General features: G+C 60.4%; 21 protein-coding genes. 7 read left to right on the top strand and 14 right to left on the bottom strand.

Translation table 11 applies throughout. The features are described 5' to 3' along the window. Window positions 1-61 precede the first annotated feature (61 nt). Both QN224_RS05530 and rkpK read left to right on the top strand, forming a co-directional pair. Complete coding sequence (locus tag QN224_RS05530; RefSeq protein ID WP_283975846.1) at window positions 62-1,087, top strand: NAD-dependent epimerase; 1,026 nt, start codon at window positions 62-64, stop codon at window positions 1,085-1,087. A 134-nt stretch (window positions 1,088-1,221) separates the two neighbouring features. Continuing rightward, on the top strand, window positions 1,222-2,535 hold the full coding sequence (rkpK, locus tag QN224_RS05525; protein ID WP_269276955.1) for a UDP-glucose 6-dehydrogenase: 1,314 nt from the start codon (window positions 1,222-1,224) through the stop codon (window positions 2,533-2,535). A gap of 113 nt (window positions 2,536-2,648) precedes the next feature. Here the strand turns inward: rkpK and QN224_RS05520 are convergent, their stop codons facing one another. The 4 genes from QN224_RS05520 to QN224_RS05505 form a co-directional block, all read right to left on the bottom strand. Further along, window positions 2,649-2,963, bottom strand: coding sequence for a hypothetical protein (locus QN224_RS05520; protein ID WP_269276957.1), 315 nt, complete (start codon window positions 2,961-2,963; stop codon window positions 2,649-2,651). Window positions 2,964-3,207: 244 nt separating this feature from the next. Then, window positions 3,208-5,514, bottom strand: coding sequence for a Tex family protein (locus QN224_RS05515; RefSeq protein ID WP_283975845.1), 2,307 nt, complete (start codon window positions 5,512-5,514; stop codon window positions 3,208-3,210). A gap of 190 nt (window positions 5,515-5,704) precedes the next feature. Continuing rightward, window positions 5,705-6,961 carry a cyclopropane-fatty-acyl-phospholipid synthase family protein gene (locus tag QN224_RS05510; RefSeq protein ID WP_283975844.1) on the bottom strand — a complete coding sequence of 419 codons (1,257 nt, stop codon included), beginning with the start codon at window positions 6,959-6,961 and terminating at the stop codon, window positions 5,705-5,707. Between the two features lie 434 nt (window positions 6,962-7,395). Beyond that, complete coding sequence (locus QN224_RS05505) at window positions 7,396-8,394, bottom strand: glutathione S-transferase family protein (protein WP_283975843.1); 999 nt, start codon at window positions 8,392-8,394, stop codon at window positions 7,396-7,398. Window positions 8,395-8,566: 172 nt separating this feature from the next. Between QN224_RS05505 and QN224_RS05500 the strand changes: the two genes are divergently transcribed. Then, on the top strand, window positions 8,567-9,565 hold the full coding sequence (locus QN224_RS05500; protein WP_269276965.1) for a glycerophosphodiester phosphodiesterase family protein: 999 nt from the start codon (window positions 8,567-8,569) through the stop codon (window positions 9,563-9,565). A 30-nt stretch (window positions 9,566-9,595) separates the two neighbouring features. On the opposite strand, the gene era is transcribed toward QN224_RS05500, so the two are convergent. The 8 genes from era to rpoZ all read right to left on the bottom strand — a co-directional run bounded on the left by era (window position 9,596) and on the right by rpoZ (window position 16,595). Beyond that, on the bottom strand, window positions 9,596-10,525 hold the full coding sequence (gene era / locus QN224_RS05495) for a GTPase Era (RefSeq protein WP_283975842.1): 930 nt from the start codon (window positions 10,523-10,525) through the stop codon (window positions 9,596-9,598). Between the two features lie 8 nt (window positions 10,526-10,533). Further along, a complete protein-coding gene (rnc, locus tag QN224_RS05490) occupies window positions 10,534-11,250 on the bottom strand; it encodes a ribonuclease III (RefSeq protein WP_173511479.1) in 717 nt (238 codons plus the stop codon). Further along, on the bottom strand, window positions 11,250-11,993 hold the full coding sequence (gene lepB, locus QN224_RS05485) for a signal peptidase I (protein ID WP_173510436.1): 744 nt from the start codon (window positions 11,991-11,993) through the stop codon (window positions 11,250-11,252). The genes rnc and lepB overlap by 1 nt, the downstream gene beginning before the upstream one ends. 146 nt (window positions 11,994-12,139) lie before the next feature. Then, window positions 12,140-12,559 carry a holo-ACP synthase gene (gene acpS, locus QN224_RS05480; protein WP_283975841.1) on the bottom strand — a complete coding sequence of 140 codons (420 nt, stop codon included), beginning with the start codon at window positions 12,557-12,559 and terminating at the stop codon, window positions 12,140-12,142. Continuing rightward, window positions 12,556-13,113: a DUF2062 domain-containing protein gene (locus QN224_RS05475; protein WP_173510438.1), complete on the bottom strand. Its 558-nt coding sequence runs from the start codon at window positions 13,111-13,113 to the stop codon at window positions 12,556-12,558. The genes acpS and QN224_RS05475 overlap by 4 nt, the downstream gene beginning before the upstream one ends. Before the next feature lie 313 nt (window positions 13,114-13,426). Beyond that, on the bottom strand, window positions 13,427-13,579 hold the full coding sequence (locus QN224_RS05470; protein ID WP_173510439.1) for a DUF3563 family protein: 153 nt from the start codon (window positions 13,577-13,579) through the stop codon (window positions 13,427-13,429). A 279-nt stretch (window positions 13,580-13,858) separates the two neighbouring features. Beyond that, complete coding sequence (locus QN224_RS05465) at window positions 13,859-16,084, bottom strand: bifunctional (p)ppGpp synthetase/guanosine-3',5'-bis(diphosphate) 3'-pyrophosphohydrolase (RefSeq protein ID WP_269276975.1); 2,226 nt, start codon at window positions 16,082-16,084, stop codon at window positions 13,859-13,861. A gap of 103 nt (window positions 16,085-16,187) precedes the next feature. After that, window positions 16,188-16,595: a DNA-directed RNA polymerase subunit omega gene (rpoZ, locus tag QN224_RS05460; protein WP_136504099.1), complete on the bottom strand. Its 408-nt coding sequence runs from the start codon at window positions 16,593-16,595 to the stop codon at window positions 16,188-16,190. A gap of 470 nt (window positions 16,596-17,065) precedes the next feature. Between rpoZ and QN224_RS05455 the strand changes: the two genes are divergently transcribed. Further along, the gene (locus QN224_RS05455; protein WP_173510441.1) at window positions 17,066-17,644 is read left to right on the top strand and encodes an NYN domain-containing protein; all 579 of its coding nucleotides are present in this window, start codon (window positions 17,066-17,068) and stop codon (window positions 17,642-17,644) included. A gap of 49 nt (window positions 17,645-17,693) precedes the next feature. Here QN224_RS05455 and smpB read toward each other — a convergent pair whose 3' ends face one another. Both smpB and dapA read right to left on the bottom strand, forming a co-directional pair. Beyond that, window positions 17,694-18,173 carry an SsrA-binding protein SmpB gene (gene smpB, locus QN224_RS05450; RefSeq protein WP_269276981.1) on the bottom strand — a complete coding sequence of 160 codons (480 nt, stop codon included), beginning with the start codon at window positions 18,171-18,173 and terminating at the stop codon, window positions 17,694-17,696. Further along, window positions 18,173-19,057 carry a 4-hydroxy-tetrahydrodipicolinate synthase gene (gene dapA / locus QN224_RS05445; RefSeq protein ID WP_283975840.1) on the bottom strand — a complete coding sequence of 295 codons (885 nt, stop codon included), beginning with the start codon at window positions 19,055-19,057 and terminating at the stop codon, window positions 18,173-18,175. The genes smpB and dapA overlap by 1 nt, the downstream gene beginning before the upstream one ends. 292 nt (window positions 19,058-19,349) lie before the next feature. On the opposite strand from dapA, the gene QN224_RS05440 reads away from it, so the two are divergent. From QN224_RS05440 to QN224_RS05430, 3 genes are all read left to right on the top strand, one after another. Continuing rightward, window positions 19,350-21,413 carry a lytic transglycosylase domain-containing protein gene (locus QN224_RS05440; RefSeq protein WP_283975839.1) on the top strand — a complete coding sequence of 688 codons (2,064 nt, stop codon included), beginning with the start codon at window positions 19,350-19,352 and terminating at the stop codon, window positions 21,411-21,413. A gap of 145 nt (window positions 21,414-21,558) precedes the next feature. Beyond that, window positions 21,559-22,044 (top strand): BA14K family protein, encoded by a 486-nt coding sequence (locus QN224_RS05435; RefSeq protein WP_283975838.1) that lies wholly within the window; start codon window positions 21,559-21,561, stop codon window positions 22,042-22,044. A 290-nt stretch (window positions 22,045-22,334) separates the two neighbouring features. Next, on the top strand, window positions 22,335-23,216 hold the full coding sequence (locus tag QN224_RS05430) for an alpha/beta fold hydrolase (protein WP_283975837.1): 882 nt from the start codon (window positions 22,335-22,337) through the stop codon (window positions 23,214-23,216). Window positions 23,217-23,303 lie beyond the last annotated feature (87 nt).

The following is a 23,303-nucleotide window of genomic DNA, read 5'->3' as shown; positions in this document are numbered from 1 at the left end:
TTTCCATTGCTCAGCTTTCTTCGTATGAACTGTCCGACTATGCAAATTTGGGGATACCGTCGTGCGCTACCTCATCACCGGCACAGCAGGCTTCATCGGTTTCCATGTCGCCAAGCGGCTTATCGACGAGGGACATTTCGTTGTGGGCTTCGACGGCATGACGCCCTATTACAACGTGACGCTCAAGGAGCGTCGCCATGCGATCCTGAAGCGCTCCAATGGCTTCAAAGCGGTGACGGCGATGCTCGAGGATCGGGCGGCACTCGACCACGCTGCAGAGCTTGCCGAGCCCGAGGTGATCATTCATCTCGCCGCACAGGCGGGCGTTCGATACAGCCTCGAAAATCCCAAGGCCTATGTCGACTCGAACCTCATCGGCACGTGGAACATGCTGGAACTTGCGCGCGCAATTGGTCCCAAGCACCTGATGCTCGCGTCGACGTCCTCGATCTATGGCGCCAACGACAAGATCCCCTTTTCCGAGACGGACCGGGCCGACGAGCCCCTGACGCTGTACGCGGCGACGAAGAAATCGATGGAATTGATGGCGCACAGCTACGCCCATCTCTACAAGGTGCCGACGACCGCCTTCCGCTTCTTCACCGTCTACGGCCCTTGGGGACGTCCCGACATGGCGCTGTTCAAATTTGTGGACGCGATTCACAATGATCGGCCGATCGACATCTATGGCGAGGGCCGGATGAGCCGCGACTTTACCTATATCGACGATCTCGTCGAAGGCATCCTCAGGCTTTCGCACGTTGCACCGGCAGAGGAAAATCGCGTGCCGGCGGAAAAGGCCAAAGACACGCTCTCCTCTCAGGCACCGTTTCGCGTCGTCAATGTCGGTGGCGGCCAGCCCGTCGAACTGATGACCTTCGTCGAAACGGTCGAGAAGGCAGTCGGCAGGCCCGCCATCCGCAACATGCTTCCGATGCAACAGGGTGACGTTCCCCGCACCTACGCGTCGCCGGACCTGCTCGAAGCGTTAACTGATTTCAAGCCGTCGATTTCGGTCAAGGAGGGCGTTGCCCGCTTTGTGGAATGGTATGAGCAATATTATTGTAAAACCGGCCAGATCGCATAACGTATTATTAGCCACGAGGCTGGGCCAAAACCTCAGATCCGGCTCAAAATGGCCGCAAATAGGTCTATTTCGCTTTTAATACACGGATTTATCTAACCGACATCCAATAAAACCCAACAACAAAGGAAGAACCGATGAAAATCACGATGATCGGCGCCGGCTACGTCGGCCTTGTTTCGGGCGTCTGTTTTGCGGATTTTGGTCACGACGTGATCTGCCTCGATAAGGACGAGCGCAAGATCGAGGCGCTCAAGCAGGGGCAAATCCCGATCTTCGAGCCGGGCCTCGACCATCTTGTCGCCAGCAATGTCGCGTCGGGACGCCTGAGTTTCACGACAGACCTCAAGTCGGCCGTTGCCGAAAGCGACGTGATCTTCATCGCCGTCGGCACGCCGTCGCGGCGCGGCGACGGGCATGCCGATCTCTCCTACGTCCATGCAGCCTCCCGGGAGATCGCCAGCAATCTCACCGGCTTCACCGTCGTCGTCACGAAGTCGACCGTTCCTGTCGGAACCGGTGACGAGGTCGAGCGTATCATCCGCGAAACCAATCCCGAAGCCGATGTCGCCGTCGTCTCCAATCCGGAGTTCCTGCGCGAAGGCGCGGCGATCGAGGATTTCAAGCGGCCGGATCGTATTGTCGTCGGCCTCAACGGCAACGACCAGCGGGCACGTGAAGTCATGACCGAGGTCTATCGCCCGCTCTACCTCAACCAGGCGCCGCTTGTGTTTACCACGCGCCGCACCTCCGAACTGATCAAATATGCCGGCAATGCCTTCCTGGCGATGAAGATCACGTTCATCAACGAAATGGCCGATCTCTGCGAAAAGGTCGGCGCCGATGTTCAGGATGTCGCCCGCGGCATTGGCCTCGACGGCCGCATCGGCTCGAAGTTCCTGCATGCCGGGCCGGGTTACGGCGGCTCGTGCTTTCCCAAGGATACGCTGGCACTCGTCAAGACCGCTCAGGATTACGACAGTCCGGTTCGCCTCGTCGAGACGACCGTTGCGATCAACGACAATCGTAAACGGGCGATGGGTCGCAAGGTGATCACCGCCGCGGGCGGTGATGTGCGCGGGCGCAAGATCGCCGTCCTCGGCCTCACTTTCAAGCCGAATACCGACGACATGCGCGACAGCCCGGCGATCGCAATCGTGCAGACCCTGCAGGATGCGGGCGCCAAGGTAACCGGCTACGATCCGGAGGGTGTCGAGAATGCCCGCAAGCTGATTGAAGGGCTGGATTACGCGGCCGACCCCTACGATGCGGCAGCGGACGCCGATGCGCTGGTCATCGTCACCGAGTGGAACGAATTCCGGGCACTGGATTTTGCGCGGCTCAAAACCGTGATGAAGACGCCGCTGCTCGTCGACTTGCGCAACATCTACCGCAGGGACGAAGTGGCAAGGCACGGTTTCGGCTATGCCAGCATCGGCAGGCCGGACTGACCAGACGTTCCGAGAAACGGGATAAAAGTGCGGACGCTTTTTGACGTGACGGCAGATTAATTGTGCCGTCACGTGATCGTTCGCAAAGAGCGGTCACGCGTGATCTTTCGCGTTCATGCCTTCGGCCCGACCTGCGGCATCGGGTCCCAGCTCTTTCCGGCGAGAATGACACAGCTTCGGCCCGAGACATCCGTGACGATCAGGGTCCAACTGCCGTTGTCGGCGGCAAAAACCTCCATGACGGCCTGCGGGTTGATCAATCCGACTGCCGCGGGCTTTTCGTCATATTTTTGCGCAAGGAACTCGATCACCTGGGATCGTTCGGCGCAATTCGCGACCGTCTGCGAACCTGCCGGATAGGGATGTGCCGACACCACTACAGCCAATATGATGGCTCTCGTGAGCCCGCGGATCACATTGCGTACCATGACGCTCCTCCTTTCGCCGGGAGCCCCGGCGGAAGAGGATTTCCGCTGACCTGTTCCGCCGTAGACCGGCATCCTATGGTCGACACCTGCTCGCGACACGAAGCCGGTGTCGCCACGAGAGGAGTATGACGGAAAGCAGAGTATATGTCAGTTAACTAATTTATAGATCACTCACCTGAAACCGTCATGCCAACAGTCGATGAGGGGGAAACGATCGTTGGCGCCGGCCGTTCCACTTAGCTGGTCATTTTTGTTTCATTGCCGCCAACAGTGCCGCGCCAAGAGCACCCTGGGCGGGCGCTTGCGGGCGCGGCTGACGCTCGGCTGCGTTGCGCGTGCCGCCGCCATTCGATGCGGATCCTCGCGCCTCGCGCCCCCCCTTTTCCGCACCACCGTCCTTGCGCATCGTGAGGCCGATGCGCTTGCGCGCAACATCGATTTCGGTGACGCGCACCTGCACGACATCGCCCGCCTTGACAACCTCATGCGGATCCTTGACGAAGCGGTCGGCCAGTTGCGACACGTGGACGAGGCCGTCCTGGTGCACACCGATATCGACGAACGCACCGAAGGCCGCGACATTTGTCACCGTACCCTCGAGTTGCATCCCGACTTTCAGATCCTTGATGTCATCGACGCCGTCGGCGAAGGTTGCGGTCTTGAAGCTCGGGCGCGGATCGCGGCCCGGCTTTTCCAGCTCTGCAAGAATATCCTTGATGGTCGGCAAGCCGAAACGCTCGTCGACAAAGGCGCGCGGCTCGAGCTTTTTCAGGGCGGCGCTGTCGCCCATAAGGGAGCGGACGTCGCGACCGCAAGCGGCGACGATCTTTTTCGCGACACCGTAGGCCTCCGGGTGCACCGAGGACGCATCGAGCGGGTCGGTTCCGTTCGGTATCCGAAGAAAGCCGGCACATTGCTCGAAGGTCCGGGCACCAAGACGCGGTACCTTCAAAAGTTGCTGACGACTGGAAAAAGGTCCGGTCGCGTCACGGTGCGCGACGATCGCTTCCGCGGACGATTTGCCGAGACCAGATACGCGCGCCAGCAGCGATGCCGAGGCGGTGTTGAGATCGACGCCGACGGCGTTCACCGCATCTTCGACGACCGCGTCGAGCGAGCGGCTGAGCTTCGACTGGTCGACATCGTGCTGGTATTGACCGACGCCGATCGATTTCGGCTCGATCTTGACGAGCTCGGCGAGCGGATCCTGCAATCTCCGGGCGATCGAAACGGCACCGCGCAGTGAGACGTCGAGCGTCGGAAATTCGGCCGCCGCCGTTTCGGACGCGGAATATACCGATGCCCCAGCCTCGGAGACGATGACCTTTGTGGGTTTCGGCGCTGGGAGCTGCTGAAGCATGTCGGCCACAAGCTTCTCGGTTTCGCGGCTGCCGGTGCCGTTGCCAATGGCAATCAGTTCGACCCTGTGCTTGCGAATGAGCGACGCGAGTTCCGCCTGGGCGCCGCGAACATCGTTCTTTGGCGGAAAGGGATAGACCGTTGTCGTATCAAGCAATTTGCCCGTGCCGTCGACGACCGCGACCTTCACTCCGGTGCGGATGCCCGGATCAAGACCCATGGTTGCGCGCGAGCCGGCGGGCGCGGCGAGCAGCAGATCCTTGAGATTGCGAGCGAAGACGCGGATTGCTTCCTCTTCCGCCCGCTCGCGCAGCTCACGCATCAGATCCAGCGAGAGCGACATGGAGAGCTTGACCCGCCAGGTCCAGCCGATCACGTCCAGGAGCCATTTGTCGCCGGGCAGGTGCGCGCCGACATTATAGGCGGCCGCAATCATACGCTCGACCGGTTTCATCGGTGATCTGTCGTCCTGGTCAACGACGATATCGACCGAGAGGATCTCCTCGTTCCAGCCGCGCAACATCGCAAGCGCCCGGTGGCCGGGCGCCGTCGCCCAGCGTTCGGCATGATCGAAATAATCCGAGAACTTCGCACCGGCTTCCTGCTTGCCGTCGACCACTCTGGCACGCAGGAACGCGGCGTCCTTCATGTAATTGCGCAGGCGCCCCAAAAGATCGGCGTTCTCGGCCATGCCTTCGGCGATGATGTCGCGCGCACCCTCGAGCGCCATCTTGACGTCCGTGACATCGGCCGTCAGATACGCACCGGCGCGATCGGCCGGCGCGATCGAGCGGTCGGCAAGTATTGCCTCCGCCAGCGGTCCCAGCCCACGCTCCCTGGCGATCTCTGCTTTGGTGCGCCGTTTCGGCTTGTAGGGCAGATAGATGTCCTCAAGCTCCGCCTTGGTGGCCGCAGCGGCGATCTTGCCTTCGAGCTCGTCGGTGAGCTTGTCCTGGCCGCGGATCGAATCGAGGATCGACGACCGGCGCGCCTCGAGTTCACGCAGATAGGTGAGCCGTTCCGAAAGCACGCGCAGTTGCGTATCGTCGAGACCGCCGGTTACCTCCTTGCGATAGCGAGCGATGAAAGGCACCGTCGCTCCCGCGTCGAGCAGGTCGACGGCGGCGGCAACCTGCGCGGTGGTTGCCTTGATCTCACTTGCGATGAGGGCGGCAATGGGCTTTGCGGTCATTCTGCTTTCCGTATTCTGTTTTCCGAGCGGACCATACTGGCGCAGACCATCAAGGCCAAGTGAGGGCGGATGATCGCCCGACCGCGCTCCACAGAAGATGGTCGATTGCGGAAATGCTCACCGCACCCCTCACCCGCATTGGGATGAGGGGCGGAAAAGACGCTCGCCGGATGACCGGCACTATGCTGCGTTAGACCGCGACGAGTTCCAGGCGCCGGCGGGTTCTCTCGAATTCAAGCAATTCGCGCTCCTTTTGAGCGATATAATCCCGTGAGACCGGCACCGACCTGAGCGATGGCGAGAGCTGAAGTTGGAAGACGAAGTGCTTGTCATGGAGAAAGGCGGTTTCCGAGGCCGCAAGATAGAATTCCCACATCCGGAAGAAGCGTTCGTCGTAGAGCCTGACCGCCTCCTCCCGCCGCGCCACGAAGCGCTCGCGCCACGCCCGCAGTGTCCAGGCGTAGTGCATCGGCAGGATTTCGATGTCCTTGACGAGCAGCCGCGTGCTCTCGACCGACGGCAGCACTTCGGAGAGGGCCGGGATATAACCGCCGGGAAAGATGTACTTCTCGATCCACGGGTTGGTGGCCCAAGGCTTGTAGATCTGGCCGATGGAGTGAAGCAGCATCACCCCTTCGGGTGTCAGCAGCTCTTTCATCTTGCGGAAAAAATTGCCGTAGTTGCCGATGCCCACGTGCTCGAACATGCCGACGGAAACGATTCGGTCGAACTGCCGCCCCTGCATCGTGCGGTAATCCTGCAGCTCGAAGCGCACGCGATCGGCGAGCCCGCGCCGCTCCGCTCGTTCGCGCGAGACCTTCAGTTGCTCCTCGCTGAGCGTGATTCCGGTGACTTCGACGTCGGACGCTTCGGCAAGATACATCGCCATCCCGCCCCAGCCGGAACCGACTTCAAGCACCTTCTGGCCGGGCTCGAGCAAGAGCTTCGCCGCGATGTGCCGCTTCTTGGCGCGCTGCGCCTCGTCGAGCGAAATTCCCGGCGGATGGAAATAGGCGCAGGAATATTGCCAGTCCTCATCGAGGAAGAGGTTGAAGAGCTTCCCGTCGAGATCATAGTGGTGGGCGACATTGTAGCGATTGCGGTTGACCGGCAGCCTGCTCTTCACCTGCTGGCGCAACACATGCCCCAGCGCCACGATGGAATTGGCGAAGGTCGCAACGTTTGCCAGATCATTGCTCTTGATAATGGATAGCACGTCGAAGATGTCGCCTTCCTCAACGAGAACGCGACCATCCATATACATTTCACCAAACTTTAGCCCGGGGTCCCGCACAATGGCCGTTTCCGCCGCGGCATCGGCTATCCGTATGGTCGCCGGCTGGCCCGTACCATCACCCAAGACTACCTTTTCATCTGATGAGAAAACGACCGTCAGTTTGCCCTTCTGGACAAGACGGCGAAGCAGATTCAACAATGCCGCACTCATATCCTACCTCAGCATCAGACCTAAACGGACATATAGTTCCTCCGCACAGGAGACGCTGCGAGCGGTTCGATCGGCTTTCGGAGGATACGCGCAGGCATGCGCTTGGGAAACGACGCCGGACGCATCCTGAAAAACGAGAACCGACTTGGCTAAGCCCACGGCTTCCGTCAGGCAGCGGCGCCGCAAGGTCGCCGCGCACCGGGAATTTCGTCAGGCTGGCCCACCGGGCTCCTATCCATCAGAACTTCCATTAACTTAGCGGTGTTCCACGGTTTATCAATGGGCTTCTTTGTGGCCCCTCATTGATCTGCTTCCTTAGTAAATTCGAAGAAATGCGGATTGGAGTGGCCAGCGGCCCCTCGCCGATCGGCCAGAGCGCGGCCAATGTATCGGCCGCGGGACGAACCGAAAATTCTGAGGTTTTCTCTTCCGCTCTAGCTGCCGAACACGCCAAGCCCGCGAAGCCTGTGGCGATCATGCGGGCGATCGAGATCGAGCACCGGTCCCGCCGCAACGATCCCGGTCGGATTGACATGCCGGATGCCGTAATAGCCGCGCTTGATGTGATCGATGCGCACGGACTCGCGGATACCGGGCCATTGGTAAATTTCGCGCATATAGTTGGACAGCGATGGATAGTCCTCGATCCGGCGGATGTTGCATTTGAAGGCCCCGTGATAGGCGGCATCGAAACGAATCAGGGTGACGAACAGCCGGATGTCAGCCTCGGTGAGATGGGCGCCGGCAAGATATCGATGCGCCGCAAGATGCCGCTCGAGTTCGTCGAGCATGTCGAACAGTCCAGAGACCGCCTCGTCATAGGCCGCCTGCGTCTTTGCGAAGCCAGCGCGGTAGACGCCATTGTTCACGCGCGCATAGACCGGCTCGTTCCAACGATCGATTTCCGCGCGCAACGCGGCAGGGTAGAAATCCAGGCGATTGCCGGTCAGATGGTCGAACGCCGAATTGAGGATGCGAATAATGTCGGCTGATTCGTTGTTGACGATGCGCCCCTCTTTCATGTCCCACAGCACCGGTACCGAGACCTTGCCGGTGTAGTGCGGGTCGCTCGCCGTGTAGAGCTGATGATGATAGCGAATCTCGCCCACGCGGGCGCCGGCATCGACAGGCTGGTCGTAGGTCCAGCCATCTTCACCCAGAATGGGGTTGGAGACTGTCAAGCCGACAACGGCTTCAAGGCCCTTGAGGTTGCGCATCGCGATCGTACGCGAGGCCCAGGGACACAGATAAGAGACGAAAAGCCGGTAACGCCCTGCTTCAGCCATCAATGCCGGTTGGCCGTCCGGACCGGCCCGCCCGTCGGGCGTGATCCAGTTGTGGAACCGAGTCGGCTCGCGATGGAAGGCACCGTCCTTCATCTCGCTTGCGGCGACATCGCCCCTGACCCATTTTCCATCGACGAGCTGCGGCATGCGTGTTCTCCTGTAGGCGTTGCCTAAACCGGTACCGATGGCTTACGTTCCACAGGGTTGATTTCCGGTCAATTGCGCGCGGGGTGACAGATCGTTCGCAAACCGCGCGCCCGGCGCTCGCATCATCTTCGCCCATATTGCCGGTGAAGCGGGCGCCAGAGGAGAAGTCACGATGAAGACGCTCATCGTTGTCGTGTTTGCCGTCGCTGCCGCCCTCTGGCTTCTCAATACCTCCCTGCTGGTGACGCCACCGTCAGATACGGCCAAAATTCTCGCGCACCGTGGCATTCACCAGGTTTTCCAACAGGAAGGCGTCGAAAACGACACCTGCACGGCCCAACGCATCGAGCCGCCGCGCCACGCCTATCTCGAAAACACGATAGCCTCCATGCAAGCGGCAATGGACAGTGGCGCGGAGGTCGTGGAACTCGACATCCACCTAACGCCGGACCGTCAGTTTGCCGTATTCCACGACTGGACGCTCGATTGCCGCACGGACGGAAAGGGCGTCACCGAGCAAACGCCGATGACGACGCTGAAGACGCTCGATATCGGCTACGGCTACACCGCCGACGGAGGCAAGACCTTCCCCTTCCGCGGCCGTGCGCAAGGCCAAATGCCGACGCTGACGGAGGTATTCACTGCGCTGCCCCACGGCCGCTTCCTCATCAACTTCAAGAGCGACCGGCGGGAGGAAGGAGCGACGCTTGCGGTCCTGTTGCGCGCGCATCCCGAATGGCGAAAATCGGTTTTCGGCGTCTATGGCGGCAGCGCTCCGACGCAGGAAACCCTGCGGCTGGTGCCTGGGCTGAGAGGCTATGACAGGCAGTCGACCCTCGCCTGCCTTGGCCGCTACGTCGCCTATGGCTGGACAAGCATCGTGCCGGAGGCCTGCCACAACACGCTCGTGGTCGTACCCGCCAACTACGCGCCGTTTCTTTGGGGCTGGCCAGACCGCTTTGCCGCCCGCATGAAGGATGCGGGCAGCGAGGTGATACTTCTCGGGCGCTACGGCGGCGGCGATTTTACCTCCGGCATCGACAGCGCAGATGACCTGACGCTCGTGCCCAAGAATTTCGCGGGCTATGTCTGGACCAACCGCGCAGAGACGATCAGTCCGCTTCTCGGGAAAAGGATGGCGGCAACGAACAGCCAGGCGAACCGCGAATAGGCCAAGACGTTTGCCGCGCCGATAACTCGGTTATCGCGGGAATTCGAGCCCCATTTCACGGAAGCGCTCCGGATCGTCGCCCCAGTTCTCGCGCACCTTCACGAAGAGAAAAAGGTGCACGGGCTGCTCCAGGATCTCCGAGATCTCCTTGCGGGCCGCGGTCGAGATCGCCTTGATCGCCTCCCCGCCCTTGCCAAGCGCGATTTTCTTCTGGCTCTCGCGTTCGACATAGATCACCTGCTCGATGCGCACGGACCCGTCCTTGCGCTCCTCCCATTTCTCGGTCTCGACGTGAGACGCATAGGGAAGTTCCTGGTGCAGCCTTAGGAACAGTTTTTCGCGGGTGATCTCGGCTGCGAGCTGGCGCATCGGAAGGTCCGAGATTTGATCCTCGGGATAGTACCAGGGGCCTTCCGGCAGCGCCTTCGCAAGATAATCCATGACATCGTCGCATCCGGATCCGGAAAGTGCCGAGATCATGAACGTGCGCTCGAATTTGACCGTTTCATTTGCCGCAGCCGCAAGCTTCAGCAAATCTTCCGGGCGAACCTGATCGATCTTGTTGAGCACCAGAATCTTCGGCTGATGCACTTCCTTCAGGCCCTCGAGGATCGCTTCCGCGTCGCCCTTCAATCCGCGTTCGCTGTCGATCAGCAGCATAATCAGATCGGCATCCTTGGCGCCGCCCCAGGCGCTCGTCACCATCGCGCGGTCAAGCCTGCGCCGCGGCTTGAAAATGCCCGGCGTGTCCATGAAGACAATCTGGGCATTGTCATGGATTGCGATGCCGCGCACGATCGCGCGCGTCGTCTGCACCTTGTGACTGACGATCGAGACTTTCGCACCGACGAGGCGGTTGACGAGCGTCGATTTACCGGCATTCGTCGCGCCGATCAGCGCCACGAAACCCGAGCGGGTCGGCGCGCCGGTGGCGGCCGTATCATGTTCCATATCCGTCATAGCTTCCGTCAATTTCCGGCAGGCTTCTGCTGCCAAACGCCTTCACGCTCCAGCAATCGTGTCGCGGCGACCTGTTCGGCGCCGCGTTTGGAGCGATCGGTTCCCGTCTCCGGTGCAAGCCCCATAACCTCAACCGTCACCGTGAAACGCGGGTCGTGATCGGGACCGGAGCGATCATCCGTCCTGTATTTCGGTGCAACGCCGAATCTGGCGTGCGCCCATTCCTGCAATTCTGTCTTCGCGTCGCGGCGGGCGCCATCGGCACTGGCCGCCCGAGCCGTCCAGTGGAGCAGCACGAAGCGCCGCGCCGCCTCCAGACCGCCATCGAGATAGATCGCCGCGATCAGCGACTCTACCACATCGGCGCGCACATTCATCATGTGCTTGCCGGTGATCTTCTTCACGTCCGAACCGGTGCGGATGAACTCGTGCAGTGACAGGTCGTCCGCGACCTTGGCGCAGCTTTCCGCGCTGACCAGTTGGTTCAGTCGGACGGAAAGCTCACCCTCGTTCGCGTCGCGAAAGGTCTGGAACAGTAACTCGGCCACGCACAGGCCCAGCACACGGTCACCCAGGAATTCGAGACGCTGATAGTTGCTGCCCTTGGCGTTGCGAGCGCTCGAATGCGTCAGCGCCCGGTCCAGGCGTTCTTTCTCGACGAACTGATAACCGATCACGGCCTCGAGTCTTGCCCGATCCTCCGCGCTCAGCGGTCGCCCCTTCATCATTCGACGACCTTGAACAGGCGGTCGTAACGCAGGTTTGCCGGCCATTTCCAGACCTCGCGGAACGACGTGTCGTTGCCGAGCGAGAAGAAGATCAGGCTGGCGCGGCCCACCAGGTTTTCCGCCGGCACGAAGCCAACGTCGAAGCGGCTGTCGGCGGAATTGTCGCGGTTGTCGCCCATCATGAAATAGTGGCCGTCGGGAACTATGAACTCACGCGTGTTGTCGCCGCGCGAATCCGGAAACTGGTCGAGCGTGTCATAGGAAACGCCGCTGTCCATCGTCTCGCGATAAACCGGGACATCGCCGCCCGTATCGTACTGGTCGTCAGCGCGGAATGCGCCGTCCGGAACGCGATCGACGGCCTTGTCGTTGACGTAGAGAACGCTGTTTCTCACCTGAATCCGGTCGCCGGGAAGACCAACAAGACGCTTGATGTAGTCGATGTCCGGGTTCGGCGGGAAGCGGAAGACCACGATATCGCCGCGTTCTGGCTCGCTTGCGAAAATCCGGCCGCTAAAAAGATCAGGCGAGAAGGGCAGCGAGTACTTCGAATAGCCGTAGGCAAACTTGTTCACGAAAATATAATCGCCGACAAGCAGGGTCGGCATCATAGAGCCTGACGGAATCGTAAAGGGCTGGAAGAAGACTGTTCGGATCACGACGGCCAAAAGCAGCGCCTGGATAATAACCTTTACATTCTCCCAGAGGCCGCTCTGCTTCGTTTCTGTCTTTTCTTCCACGCTGCTGTCTTCCTTTGTCATCCGCTTCGGATGCCCGACACTTGCGCTCGGGCTCCGTACTGCGCGCCGCCGCGCAATTCGATCCTATATGTTGCCGGAACTTTGCTCTTCAAGCGACCGCCGGTCCGTGTTTCCAGCAGAATGCTCTAAACCGTTCCCTCCACCGGGGCAACGGGCAGCGCCTCGATAATCACGAAGGCTTGTGCCAACGGGAAGTCGTCCGTCATCGTCAGGTGGATGGCAGCACGGTGACCCACGGGTAACATTTTCTGGAGCCGCTCGGCCGCGCCGCCGGTCAACTGCATCGTCGGCTTTCCGCCCGGCATATTGACGACACCCATGTCCTTCCAGAAAACCCCCTGCGCCAAGCCGGTGCCCAGTGCCTTCGAACAGGCCTCCTTGGCGGCGAAGCGCTTGGCATAGGATGCGGCACGATTCTTGCGGCCGTCCGATTTGGCGATCTCGATGTCGGTGAAGCACCGATTGACGAAGCGTTCGCCGAAGCGTTCGAGCGAATTCTCGATCCGGCGGATATCGATGAGATCGCTGCCGATGCCAATGATCATGATGAGTGCCCGACCTGTTGGGAACGTGCTCGCCTGCGCCTCCGTTGGAAAAGCCGGGCCGCTTGGTAGGCGAGCGGATAGAAGACAAGCGCGCCAGCGACGGCGAGCGGAAGTGAACCGATGAGCATCGGCTTGAACACCGGTCCCCAGAGTTCCGCGAGTTCCAGGCGCTCGACCATATCACCGATCTCGGCGCCGCTGACAGCCGTGCCATCCTGCGGCCCTGTCAGGACGGTGCCGATTTCATAAGAGGCCGTCAGGATGATCGGAATGGTGACCGGATTGGCGAGCGCCGTCGTGATAGCGGCAGCAAGAAGATTGCCGGAAAAAATCGACGCGAGGGCGACTGCCAGGAAGATGTGAAGGCCGAAAAACGGCGTGAACGACGATGCGGCGCCGGCCGCAACGCCGACCGCGATCGAATGCGGCGAAGACGACAGGCGCAGGACGCGCAAGGCAATGTATCGCAACCCGCGCGAGAGGCCCTTGCGTGGCCATAACAAGGCGCGGAGCCTCTCGGAAATCGTGACCGGTTTTCTGCGCCTGAATAACATTATGCCGTCATGATCGCATCTCGAAGCGGCCCATGGGCGCGAGATAGCGCTTCCGCCTCGTTGTGGGCCGCAAGATAGGCGTCATGTCCATTGCAGACAAGTCAGGCGCGGCACCACAGAAATTTGCAACGGAGCTATTCGCCTGATGCATGGCTTTAGCGAGCCGCCAACCGCTGCTGCATGCATCCTTAAATCGGGCCGGTCAAGGATGAAACATGTAGCAAATCAGAGTGCTACAGCAACCTTTATGCGCCTGAAAAGACACGTGGGAGCGTCGGGCCAGCTATCGCGGTTCGAGGGCCACGCGATAAAATCAGAAGCTGCTGCGGAACAGGCCACGGTCGATCTGGCGCTGACGGTATTCGAGATCGATGCGATCGACGGAACCGTTCAGATAAGCGATCTCACGCTCTTCAACGGTCGGAACGTGCAGGGCACGGGTGAGTTTCTTCAACTGCTTGAACATGGCAAACCTCTTCGCTTACCTCCCAAGCGAAAGATAGTTTAGCGACCGCTGCCCTACCAGCGTCAGGATAAGGCGGCAGCCATGCAACTAACGCATGACAGCGGACTTTCCCTCCCGCACCATGCCTATTCCATAGGCAAATGCATGGAGAACGTATCCGTCGGAACAACTGCCATCCATATATGCGGCTTGAACGACGCGCGACTCGATCGCGCGAACGGGCCATCCCCGCCGAGAAATCGCAGTGCTGGCCGGCCTCTTTGCAGCTTTTTGACGTGCCTATTCGAACAGCCGCTTGACCATGGAAATGCTCGGCAACTCTTTGAGCTGTGCGATCAGATGGTTCAACTGACGCAGATCCCAGACTTCCAGGTCGAATTGCAGCTCGCTGAAATCCGCCGCGACTCGCCCCATGGAAAGCGTGCGGATGTTGACATCGGTCGTCGCGATCGCCTGCGCGATCTCCGCCAGCGTGCCGGGCTCATTCAGCGCGCTGACCGCGATCCTTGCGATGAACCGGCTGCTGTTCGCTTCATCGAGGTCCCAGCGCACATCGATCCAGCGCTCCGGCTCGTCATCGAAGTTTTGCAGAATTGGCGACTGGATCGGATAGATGGTGATGCCCTTGTCGCTGTCCATGATGCCAACAATGCGGTCGCCCGGAACGGCGCCGGCCGGGCTGAAGTGCACCTCGGCATTGCCGGAAAGGCCACGGATCGGCAAAGCTTCGGGGCCTTCGGCCTGTTGCGCTCCGACCGTCTCTTTCGAACGGCCGGGAAGCTTGAAGACCATGCCTGCGGCGCTGCGCATGTTGAACCAGCCGTCGTCCGCGCTGGGCTTCACCGTGACGCGCTCGTCCTGATGATCGGGGAATACGGCGCGCAGGACATCGAGCGAGGACAGCTCACCCCGCCCGACCGCGGCGATCGCGTCCTCGACCTCTTTTTGCCCGAGCCTGTGCAGAGCGGGCTTCAGCGCCTCGCGCGAAAAACTCTTGCCGGCCCGTTCGAAGGTCCGCTCAAGAATACGGTAGCCGAGACCGGCATACTGCTTGCGAACGGCCGCACGCGTCGCACGACGGATAGCGGCGCGCGCCTTGCCGGTAACGACGATTTCCTCCCAGGCGGGCGGCGGCACCTGAATGCCGGAACGGATGATCTCCACCTCGTCACCGTTGTTGAGACGCGTGACCAACGGCATGATGCGGCCGTTGATCTTTGCACCGACGCAGGTATCGCCGATGTTCGTATGCACGGCATAGGCAAAATCGATCGGCGTAGCGCCACGTGGCAGCGCGATCAACTGCCCCTTGGGCGTGAAACAGAATACCTGATCCTGAAACAGCTCGAGTTTCGTGTGTTCCAGGAACTCCTCGGGATTGTCGCCCTCGGCCAGCGACTCGATCGTGCGGCGAAGCCAGGAATAGGCGTTCGATGTGGGTGATCGCGGCGCATCCGTCGCCACGGCGTCACGATCCTTGTAAAGGGCATGCGCCGCAATACCATATTCCGCAATGTCGTGCATGCGTTTCGTGCGGATCTGCAGCTCGATGCGCTGGCGTGACGGGCCAATGATCGTCGTGTGAAGCGATTGGTAGTCGTTCTGCTTCGGCGTCGAGATATAATCCTTGAAGCGTCCCGGCACGACGCGCCAGCGTGTGTGCACGATGCCGAGCGCACGGTAGCACGAGGGAATGTCGTCGACGATGATGCGGAAGCCCCAGACATCCGACAGCTGCTCGAAGGAAAGCGATTTTGACTGCATCTTGCGGAAGACCGAATAGGGCTTCTTCTGACGTCCCTTGACCAGCGCCTGCGTCAGCCCCTCGGCCTGCAGCAATTCGCTCAGCTCCTCCTCGATCTTCTTGATCAGGCCCTCGTTGCGCTCTGAGAGTTCCTGCAGTCGCCTGGTGACTGTTTCGTAGGCCTCCGGGTTGATATGGCGGAAAGCGAGATTTTCGAGTTCCTCGCGCATGTCCTGCATGCCCATGCGCCCGGCCAGCGGCGCATAGATGTCCATCGTCTCTTCGGAAATGCGCGCGCGCTTCTCCGGCGACATGTGGTCGAGCGTGCGCATGTTGTGCAGGCGATCGGCAAGCTTGACGAGGAGAACGCGGACGTCGTCCGAAATGGCAAGCAACAGCTTACGCAGGTTTTCCGCCTGCTTGGCCTTCTTGGTGACGAGATCGAGCTTCTTGATCTTCGTCAGTCCCTCGACCAGGGCACCGATGTCCTCGCCGAAGAGATCGTCGATTTCTTGCCGCGTCGCCGTCGTGTCCTCGATCGTATCGTGCAGCAGCGCAACGGCGATCGTGGACTCGTCCAGATGCATTTCGGTAAGAATGGCCGCCACCTCGAGGGGGTGAGAGATGTAGGGGTCGCCGCTTGCCCGTTTCTGTTGGCCGTGCTTCTGCATGGCGTAGACGTAAGCCTTGTTCAGCAGGGCTTCATTGACGTCGGGCTTGTATTTTTGCACGCGCTCAACGAGCTCGTATTGGCGCATCATCCGCTGGCGGCTCCGTGGAAAAGACAAACAAAAAAAGTGCGCCAATCATAGGAGTGGCGCACTGCTTTGAAAACAGACCGGAACACACGTTCCGGAACGGATCTTAGTAGTCGTCGCTCTTTTCCGGAGGCACAAGTCCTTCGATACCTGCAAGCAGTTCCTCTTCGGACATGCGGTCGAAGGTCAGCGCTTCCGGCTGATCTTCCTCTTCCGCCGCATCCGCGAAAGCGGCGGCGGCTTCCGGCTGCGTCAGCGAAGCCGGATCCGGCTCGGGTTCGTCCACCTCGACATGCTTCTGCAGCGAGTGGATCAGGTCCTCCTTCAGATCGCCGGGCGAAAGGGTCTCGTCAGCGATCTCGCGCAATGCAACGACGGGGTTCTTGTCGTTGTCGCGATCAACGGTGATAGCGGCACCCTGCGAAATCAGGCGTGCGCGGTGGCTGGCGAGCAGAACGAGTTCGAAACGGTTGTCGACTTTGTCAATGCAGTCTTCGACGGTGACGCGGGCCATAGCCTGTCCTTTGCGACTCAAAGCGCGGCGGCGTTGCCGCTGCACAGATTAAACGACACGAGACCGGAACAGCCGTCGGTTGACGACTTCATCAGCTCCGATTTCTGGAATTATCCGCTCGGATACAATCAAAACAGCATAAGTTCAAGTTTTTCCTGCATTCAGTGCTCACATCACCCAGTGACACATGGTAGAATATGACGCCTGAGCGCCGCAAGTGTTGGCCACATATGCTGATTGCATTGCGCAATGCGCTAATCGAATTTGCAGCGGCAATCGCAAATTGAGGTGTGGACCAACTGCAGCAACTGCTAAAACTAGCTATATGCGTCGTGCGCTGGTTGGATTAATGCGTGGTATAACCTACATTATTTGCAATATCAGCAATTATTAATGTAATCCACCTATTTTCTGCGCACCCTTCGGTCGGAAGGTTCAAGATGCGCCGGGCATGGAAAAAGGAAATTACGATGTTCGATCCCCGCGAGAAAATCGCACTTTTCATTGACGGCGCCAATCTCTACGCCGCGTCGAAAAGCCTCGGCTTCGACATCGACTATCGCAAGCTGCTGAAAGCTTTCCAGAAACGCGGATACCTGCTCAGGGCCTACTATTACACCGCGCTTATCGAAGATCAGGAATATTCGTCGATCCGTCCTCTGATCGATTGGCTGGACTACAATGGCTACAAGGTCATCACCAAGCCGGCCAAGGAATTCACCGACTCGCTCGGGCGACGCAAGATCAAGGGCAACATGGATATCGAGCTGGCGATCGACGCTATGGAGCAGTCCGAGACGGTCGATCATCTCGTCATCTTCTCGGGTGACGGCGACTTCACCACGCTGGTCGAAGCGCTGCAGCGCAAGGGCCGCAAGGTTTCCGTGGTCTCGACCATGTCGACCCAACCGCCGATGATAGCCGACGATCTGCGACGCCAGGCGGATCACTTCATCGATCTCGTGACACTCAGAGGCGAGATCGGCCGTGAGCCCTCGGAACGCACACCGCGTCCGGTCGAGCCCGTCGCAGACGACGTCGAACTTTAAGAATTCGAGCCCATGCAGGGGCGGCGCGAGCGCCCCTGACCCGGCCGGATCAGCCGCGCTCCTTGAGCAGGCGGTTCTTCTGCCGATTCCAGTCGCGTTCCTTGGAGGTCTCACGCTTGTCGTGCAGCTTCTTGCCCTTGCCCAGGGCAAGCTCCAGCTTCGCCCGCCCGCGGTCGTTGAAATAGATCCGCAACGGAATCAGTGACATGCCTTCACGGTTGACGGCGCCCTGCAGCCGGTTCACTTCCCGCTTCGACAACAGCAGTTTGCGACGCCGACGGGTTTCGTGGTTGAAACGGTTGGCCTGCAAATATTCCGGTAGATAGGAATTGATCAGCCAGATTTCGCCGCCTTCGTCGGTCGCGTAGGATTCCGCGATATTGGCCTTTCCTTCGCGCAACGACTTGACCTCCGTGCCGGTCAGCACGAGACCGGCCTCGTAGGTATCGATGATCTCGTAGTTGAAGCGGGCCTTGCGGTTCTCCGCCACGACTTTCTTGACCGTGCGCTCGCTACCTTTGGGGGCCATCAGTTCAACAATCCCGCATGCCGGAGCGCCGCATCGATCGCTTCCTCCGTGCCCGGCTCGAGCGTCGCCAACAGCGGCGAACGAACGGCGCGGCTCATCCGCCCGAGGCGATGAAGCGCATATTTGGCGCCGCAGAGGCCGGGCTCCATGAAGATAGCCTTGTGGAGCGGCATCAATTTGTCCTGATACTCCAGCGCCTTTGCGAATTCACCGGCAAGTGTCGCTTCCTGGAATTCCGCGCAAAGGCGCGGCGCGACATTGGCTGTGACGGAAATACAGCCGACCCCGCCATGCGCGTTGAAGCCAAGGGCGGTCGCGTCCTCACCCGAAAGCTGCACGAACTCCTTGCCGCAGGCCATGCGCTGCTCGGAGACGCGCTCGATCTTGCCGGTCGCATCCTTGACGCCGACAATCGTCGGATAAGCCCTTGCCAGCGCAGCCATGGTCTCCACGCTCATGTCGACGACCGAGCGACCGGGAATATTGTAGATTACGATCGGCAGCTTCACGCTTTCGGCGATTGCAGCATAGTGGGCAAAGAGGCCCTTCTGCGTCGGCTTGTTGTAATAGGGCGTCACGACCAGAATGGCGTCGGCGCCAGCCTTTTCGGCATGCTGCGCAAGCTCGATTGCTTCGGTCGTGTTGTTCGAGCCGGCACCGGCAATCACGGGCACGCGCCTCGCCGCTGCTTCCACACAGAGTTCGACAACCGTCTTGTGCTCGTCATGGGACAAGGTTGGCGATTCCCCGGTCGTGCCCACCGGCACCAGCCCATGGCTGCCTTCTTTTATCTGCCATTCCACATGCGCGACGAAACTATCCGCATCCACTGAGCCGGTGGCGGTGAACGGTGTTACGAGTGCGGGAATGGAACCCTGGAACATGCACAACTCCTGACGGCCGCAAGGAGCACGAACTCTCACGCTTTGGCCGCAATCGACGGTTAAAAAACTGCCGCACCATAATCATGTGAAGTGGTCGCGGCAAGCGTCGTGAAGACGCATTTCATGTCGGTTTTCACCCAAACGATAGCTCTAAGGCACTGCGGCGGTTAGAGCCCATGCTCGAGCGGGCCTCATGAAAACACCGTACCCACGATTTGCGGTCATCGGCAAATGCCGCTAACTTTTCGGCAAGCGGTCCGGCGGAGAACGAAGGGGAACACGGGGGCTCTTGATGCGCAGACCACTCTTTCTGCCTGTCGCCATCATGGTCGGCGCCGCGGTGCTCGCTTCTTCGGCTCCCGCCAGCGAGACCCACCGGACAGCGGTACCGGCAAACAGGTCTGATTCCCCCAGCAAGACGGGACGCGTTGCGGATATCACAGCCGCAATATCCGCGGCCGTAGCGCCGATCGGCGCAGATTTAAAGACAGGCCTCGACGCGCTTTCCAATCGCGAGCCCGCCAAAGCAATCGCAGTTCGCGACGGCATGCCCTCCGGAAAGCTCGAGCGCCACATCCTCACCTGGGCCATTGCCGTTTCAGGTCAGAAGGGCGTTCCATCCTACGAGATCGCCGAAGCGCAACGGGAGCTTCAAGGCTGGCCCGGCTTGAAATTGCTGCGGGCGCATTCGGAACGGGCGCTCTATCGCGAAAACCCGAGTGCCGCGGATGTGGTCGTCGCCTTCGGCGCGACCCAGCCGGAGACGGCGGAGGGGACGATCATTCTTGCGCGGGCGCTCGTGGCTCAAGGGCAAAGCGCAGCGGCGGCCAAGCACCTGCGCGCTATCTGGTTGAAAGAGGCGCTCGACAAGGACACGGAAACAAAGATCCTCTCGGAATTTTCCAATCTACTGACCACCGCCGACCACAGGCGGCGCATGGAACTGCTGCTCTATCGCGCTCGTGTCGAGCAGGCGGTGCGTTTCAGCGACCTCGGCAAGGCGCAATCGCTTTATCGCGCCTGGACCGCGGTTATCCGCGGCAGCGACAACGCGGCGGCGCTGATCAAGGCGGTCGACCCGTCGTGGCGCGATAGCCCCGCCTTTCTGTTTGTGCGCATCGAGCATCTGCGCAAGCAGGACAAATACCAGGAGGCAGCCAAGCTTCTGGCCCAAATGCCGAAGGACAGCGAAGCTCTCGTCAATCCGGGCGAATGGTGGACGGAGCAGCGCATTGTCAGCCGCGGCCTGCTCGACGAAGGTGATTTCCGTGGCGCTTACCGCGTCGCCGCCAGCCATGCGGCAACCGAAGCGACGGACATCGTAGACGCGGAGTTTCACGCCGGCTGGTACGCGCTTCGCGGCCTGGAAGACCCGACAACTGCGGCAGGCCATTTCCGGAAGATACTGGAAGCGTCGACCCGGCCGATCTCAGCCTCGCGTGCCTGGTACTGGCTCGGACGCGCCGCCGAAGCGGGCGGCCCTGGCGATCCGAAGGAGCATTTTGCCAATGCGGCGCGCTATCACGGCACATTCTATGGCCAACTCGCAGCCGCGCGGCTCGGCCGCTCGACGCTTGACGTAAGCTACCCCTCCCCCACGCCGGAGGATCGCATACGGTTCGAACGTCGCGAGGCCGTCAGGGCCATCTCCCGCCTGGATGCCGCCGGCCACGGCTGGCGTGCGGACAGCGTTTATCGGTCGCTGGCCGAGGAACTGACCAGCCCCGGCGAACTCGCGATGCTTGCTGCGCGGGCGGAAGAAACAGGCGATCACCAGCTTTCGCTGCAAATCGGCAAGATTGCTTTCGCCCGAGGCGTCGATGTCGCCGCGCTTGCCTTTCCGATCGGAGTGATCCCGTCTAGCGCCGATATCACCGGTGCCGGCAAGGCGCTGGCCTATGCGATTGCCCGCCAGGAAAGCGCTTTCAATCCGGCCGCCGTCTCGGCCGCCAATGCCCGCGGACTGCTGCAGCTTCTGCCGGGCACCGCCAAGGGCGTCGCGAGCCGATTCGGCCTTGCCTATTCCAAGGACCGCCTGACGACTGATGCAGGCTACAATGCGACCCTGGGGGCGCACTATCTCGGCGAGCAAATCAACAGTTTTGGCGGTTCCTACATTCTGACGTTCATCGCCTATAATGCCGGCCCGCGCCGCGTGCCGGAATGGCTCGACCGTTATGGCGACCCTCGCGGTAAGCCAATCGATGACGTGGTGGACTGGATCGAACGCATCCCCTTCCAGGAAACGCGCAACTATGTCCAGCGGGTCATGGAGAACTATCAGGTCTACAAGTCCCGGTTGGGAGAGCCCGCCGACATCGTCGCGGATTTGAGAATGGGGCGGAAATTGCCCTGAGTTCAATCGACTTTGGCCCCTTGTCCCCCGGCGAAAGGCGCGATCAAATGGTCGTGATCGGCCGCCGGAACATGGCACAAAATGCGGTCCCAACCATTTTCTTCGGGAAGGGATGCGTTTGTCTCGAAAGGAAATGGTGAAGCCAATGAAGACGTTAGCAATTGTCGCCCTGTCGCTGGCGACGGCGATAAGCAGCGTTCCGCCCGCAGAGGCATTTCCGATCGCTCCGGCGGTAAAGCCGCAAGCCACGGACATCCAGCACGTGCAGTTCTCTTATGAGCGCGGCGAGCACGCGAAGGGCGTGTGCCGCTTGCCTTCGTGCCGACGCGATCGCTATCGTGAGTCTCGGCGCGGCTATCGTGACTACCGGCGCAGTTTCTATCGCGATCGCTATCGTGATCGCCGCTACCGCCGCTACTATCGCGACGATGACAACGATTTCGGCGCGTTCATTGGCGGTTTGGCGACCGGCGCGATTGTCGGCGGCGTGCTGAGCCAGCGACCGAGATATTCCGGCGGCAGCGCCCATACTGAGTGGTGCTATGCGCGCTACCGGTCCTATCGGGCTTGGGATAACACCTATCAGCCGTATGGCGGCCCCCGTCGCCAGTGCTATTCGCCCTATAGCTAAGGCACCTCACCGCAGCAATAGGTCATTTCACTGTTTCATTGAAGCGGTGAAATGATCTAACTCTTTGAAACTGCGCAGCTCGGGACGGAAAGCCGTTACACACCTTTGCACGAATTGTGCCAATTCCGAGCTCTCCGCCAGCGTATAATTGCGCGCGAAGTGACGCGGAGCTGCGCGGGACGATCCGGCCCTAAAGTGACAATCTTCCGGTTTGATAAAGTCCTTTGCCGGCTTGCCGTAGCACATACAGAAGCTACCATTTCACTCCGCGCGACCGAATGGAGCCGATCATGGACCGGAGTGAATTTCGGGAACATCTGTTTCGAGTACAGGATGGTCTGCAGCTTTATGCCAGGTCCTACGGCCTCGCGGCATCGTCACGCGGTACAAAGGTTCCCGTCGTCTGCTTGCCCGGCCTGACACGCAACAGCCGCGACTTCCACGAGCTCGGGGGCTTTCTCGCCTCCCCGGCGGGAGGCGGCCATTTCGTCATCTCTCTTGATTCCCGTGGGCGCGGTCGTTCGGAGCGCGACGACGACAAACGCCGTTACACTGTCGCTATGGAAACCTTGGATCTCATCGCCGCCTGCGCGCATTTCGGTGTCGAGAAGGCAATTTTCATCGGCACATCGCGCGGCGGCCTGATTCTGCATCATCTCGTGGGCCTCGCCCCTACCTTGATAGCAGCCGTCATTCTCAACGACATCGGCCCGGTCATTGAAATCGAGGGGTTGCTTCGAATCCGGGAGTACCTCAACGCAGCGACCGGGCCGGCAAGCTGGCTTGCGGCACCTCGCTATCTGCAATCCATACATGGGGCAGATTTCCCGATCCTTCGTGAGGACGATTGGCACGGGATGGCGAAGGCGATCTATCGCGACGAAGGCGGACTCCCGGTCGCCGACTTCGATCCGGCGATCGCGGCGCAAATGCAGGCGCTCACAGCCGACACGTCATTGCCGGAACTTTGGCCGCAATTCGATGCGCTCGCTGGGCTGCCGATGATGGTCGTTCGTGGCGAGCACTCCAGCCTCCTGTCCGAGATCACAGTCGCGGAAATGAAGCATCGCCATCCGGACTTGGTGACGGTGACAGCGATCGGACAGGGCCATGCACCGCTTCTGCATTTCGATGGCCCGAGACAGGCTATAGCGGCTTTTGTTCGACGGTAGACCAGCTCGCCGACGGCGGAGCGGAAACACTCTCCCCGCAACAGGCCCAAAAATGGAAAAGCCCGGCTGGAGAGCCGGGCTTTCCCT

Origin of the sequence: Sinorhizobium sp. 7-81, assembly GCF_030124405.1 — a bacterium.
Lineage (GTDB): Bacteria > Pseudomonadota > Alphaproteobacteria > Rhizobiales > Rhizobiaceae > Sinorhizobium > Sinorhizobium psoraleae.
The sequence above is the reverse complement of the archived record's forward strand: the minus strand, read 5'-3'. Positions and strand labels throughout refer to the sequence as shown.

Bases quoted from the DNA above. Each gene is read 5' to 3' on its own strand.
- rkpK (WP_269276955.1), top strand. From the start codon at position 1,222: ATGAAAATCACGATGATCGGCGCCGGCTACGTCGGCCTTGTTTCGGGC.
- QN224_RS05520 (WP_269276957.1), bottom strand. From the start codon at position 2,963: ATGGTACGCAATGTGATCCGCGGGCTCACGAGAGCCATCATATTGGCT.
- QN224_RS05515 (WP_283975845.1), bottom strand. From the start codon at position 5,514: ATGACCGCAAAGCCCATTGCCGCCCTCATCGCAAGTGAGATCAAGGCA.
- QN224_RS05510 (WP_283975844.1), bottom strand. From the start codon at position 6,961: ATGAGTGCGGCATTGTTGAATCTGCTTCGCCGTCTTGTCCAGAAGGGC.
- QN224_RS05505 (WP_283975843.1), bottom strand. From the start codon at position 8,394: ATGCCGCAGCTCGTCGATGGAAAATGGGTCAGGGGCGATGTCGCCGCA.
- QN224_RS05500 (WP_269276965.1), top strand. From the start codon at position 8,567: ATGAAGACGCTCATCGTTGTCGTGTTTGCCGTCGCTGCCGCCCTCTGG.
- era (WP_283975842.1), bottom strand. From the start codon at position 10,525: ATGACGGATATGGAACATGATACGGCCGCCACCGGCGCGCCGACCCGC.
- rnc (WP_173511479.1), bottom strand. From the start codon at position 11,250: ATGAAGGGGCGACCGCTGAGCGCGGAGGATCGGGCAAGACTCGAGGCC.
- acpS (WP_283975841.1), bottom strand. From the start codon at position 12,559: ATGATCATTGGCATCGGCAGCGATCTCATCGATATCCGCCGGATCGAG.
- QN224_RS05475 (WP_173510438.1), bottom strand. From the start codon at position 13,113: ATGTTATTCAGGCGCAGAAAACCGGTCACGATTTCCGAGAGGCTCCGC.
- QN224_RS05470 (WP_173510439.1), bottom strand. From the start codon at position 13,579: ATGTTCAAGCAGTTGAAGAAACTCACCCGTGCCCTGCACGTTCCGACC.
- QN224_RS05465 (WP_269276975.1), bottom strand. From the start codon at position 16,084: ATGATGCGCCAATACGAGCTCGTTGAGCGCGTGCAAAAATACAAGCCC.
- rpoZ (WP_136504099.1), bottom strand. From the start codon at position 16,595: ATGGCCCGCGTCACCGTCGAAGACTGCATTGACAAAGTCGACAACCGT.
- QN224_RS05455 (WP_173510441.1), top strand. From the start codon at position 17,066: ATGTTCGATCCCCGCGAGAAAATCGCACTTTTCATTGACGGCGCCAAT.
- smpB (WP_269276981.1), bottom strand. From the start codon at position 18,173: ATGGCCCCCAAAGGTAGCGAGCGCACGGTCAAGAAAGTCGTGGCGGAG.
- dapA (WP_283975840.1), bottom strand. From the start codon at position 19,057: ATGTTCCAGGGTTCCATTCCCGCACTCGTAACACCGTTCACCGCCACC.
- QN224_RS05440 (WP_283975839.1), top strand. From the start codon at position 19,350: ATGCGCAGACCACTCTTTCTGCCTGTCGCCATCATGGTCGGCGCCGCG.
- QN224_RS05435 (WP_283975838.1), top strand. From the start codon at position 21,559: ATGAAGACGTTAGCAATTGTCGCCCTGTCGCTGGCGACGGCGATAAGC.
- QN224_RS05430 (WP_283975837.1), top strand. From the start codon at position 22,335: ATGGACCGGAGTGAATTTCGGGAACATCTGTTTCGAGTACAGGATGGT.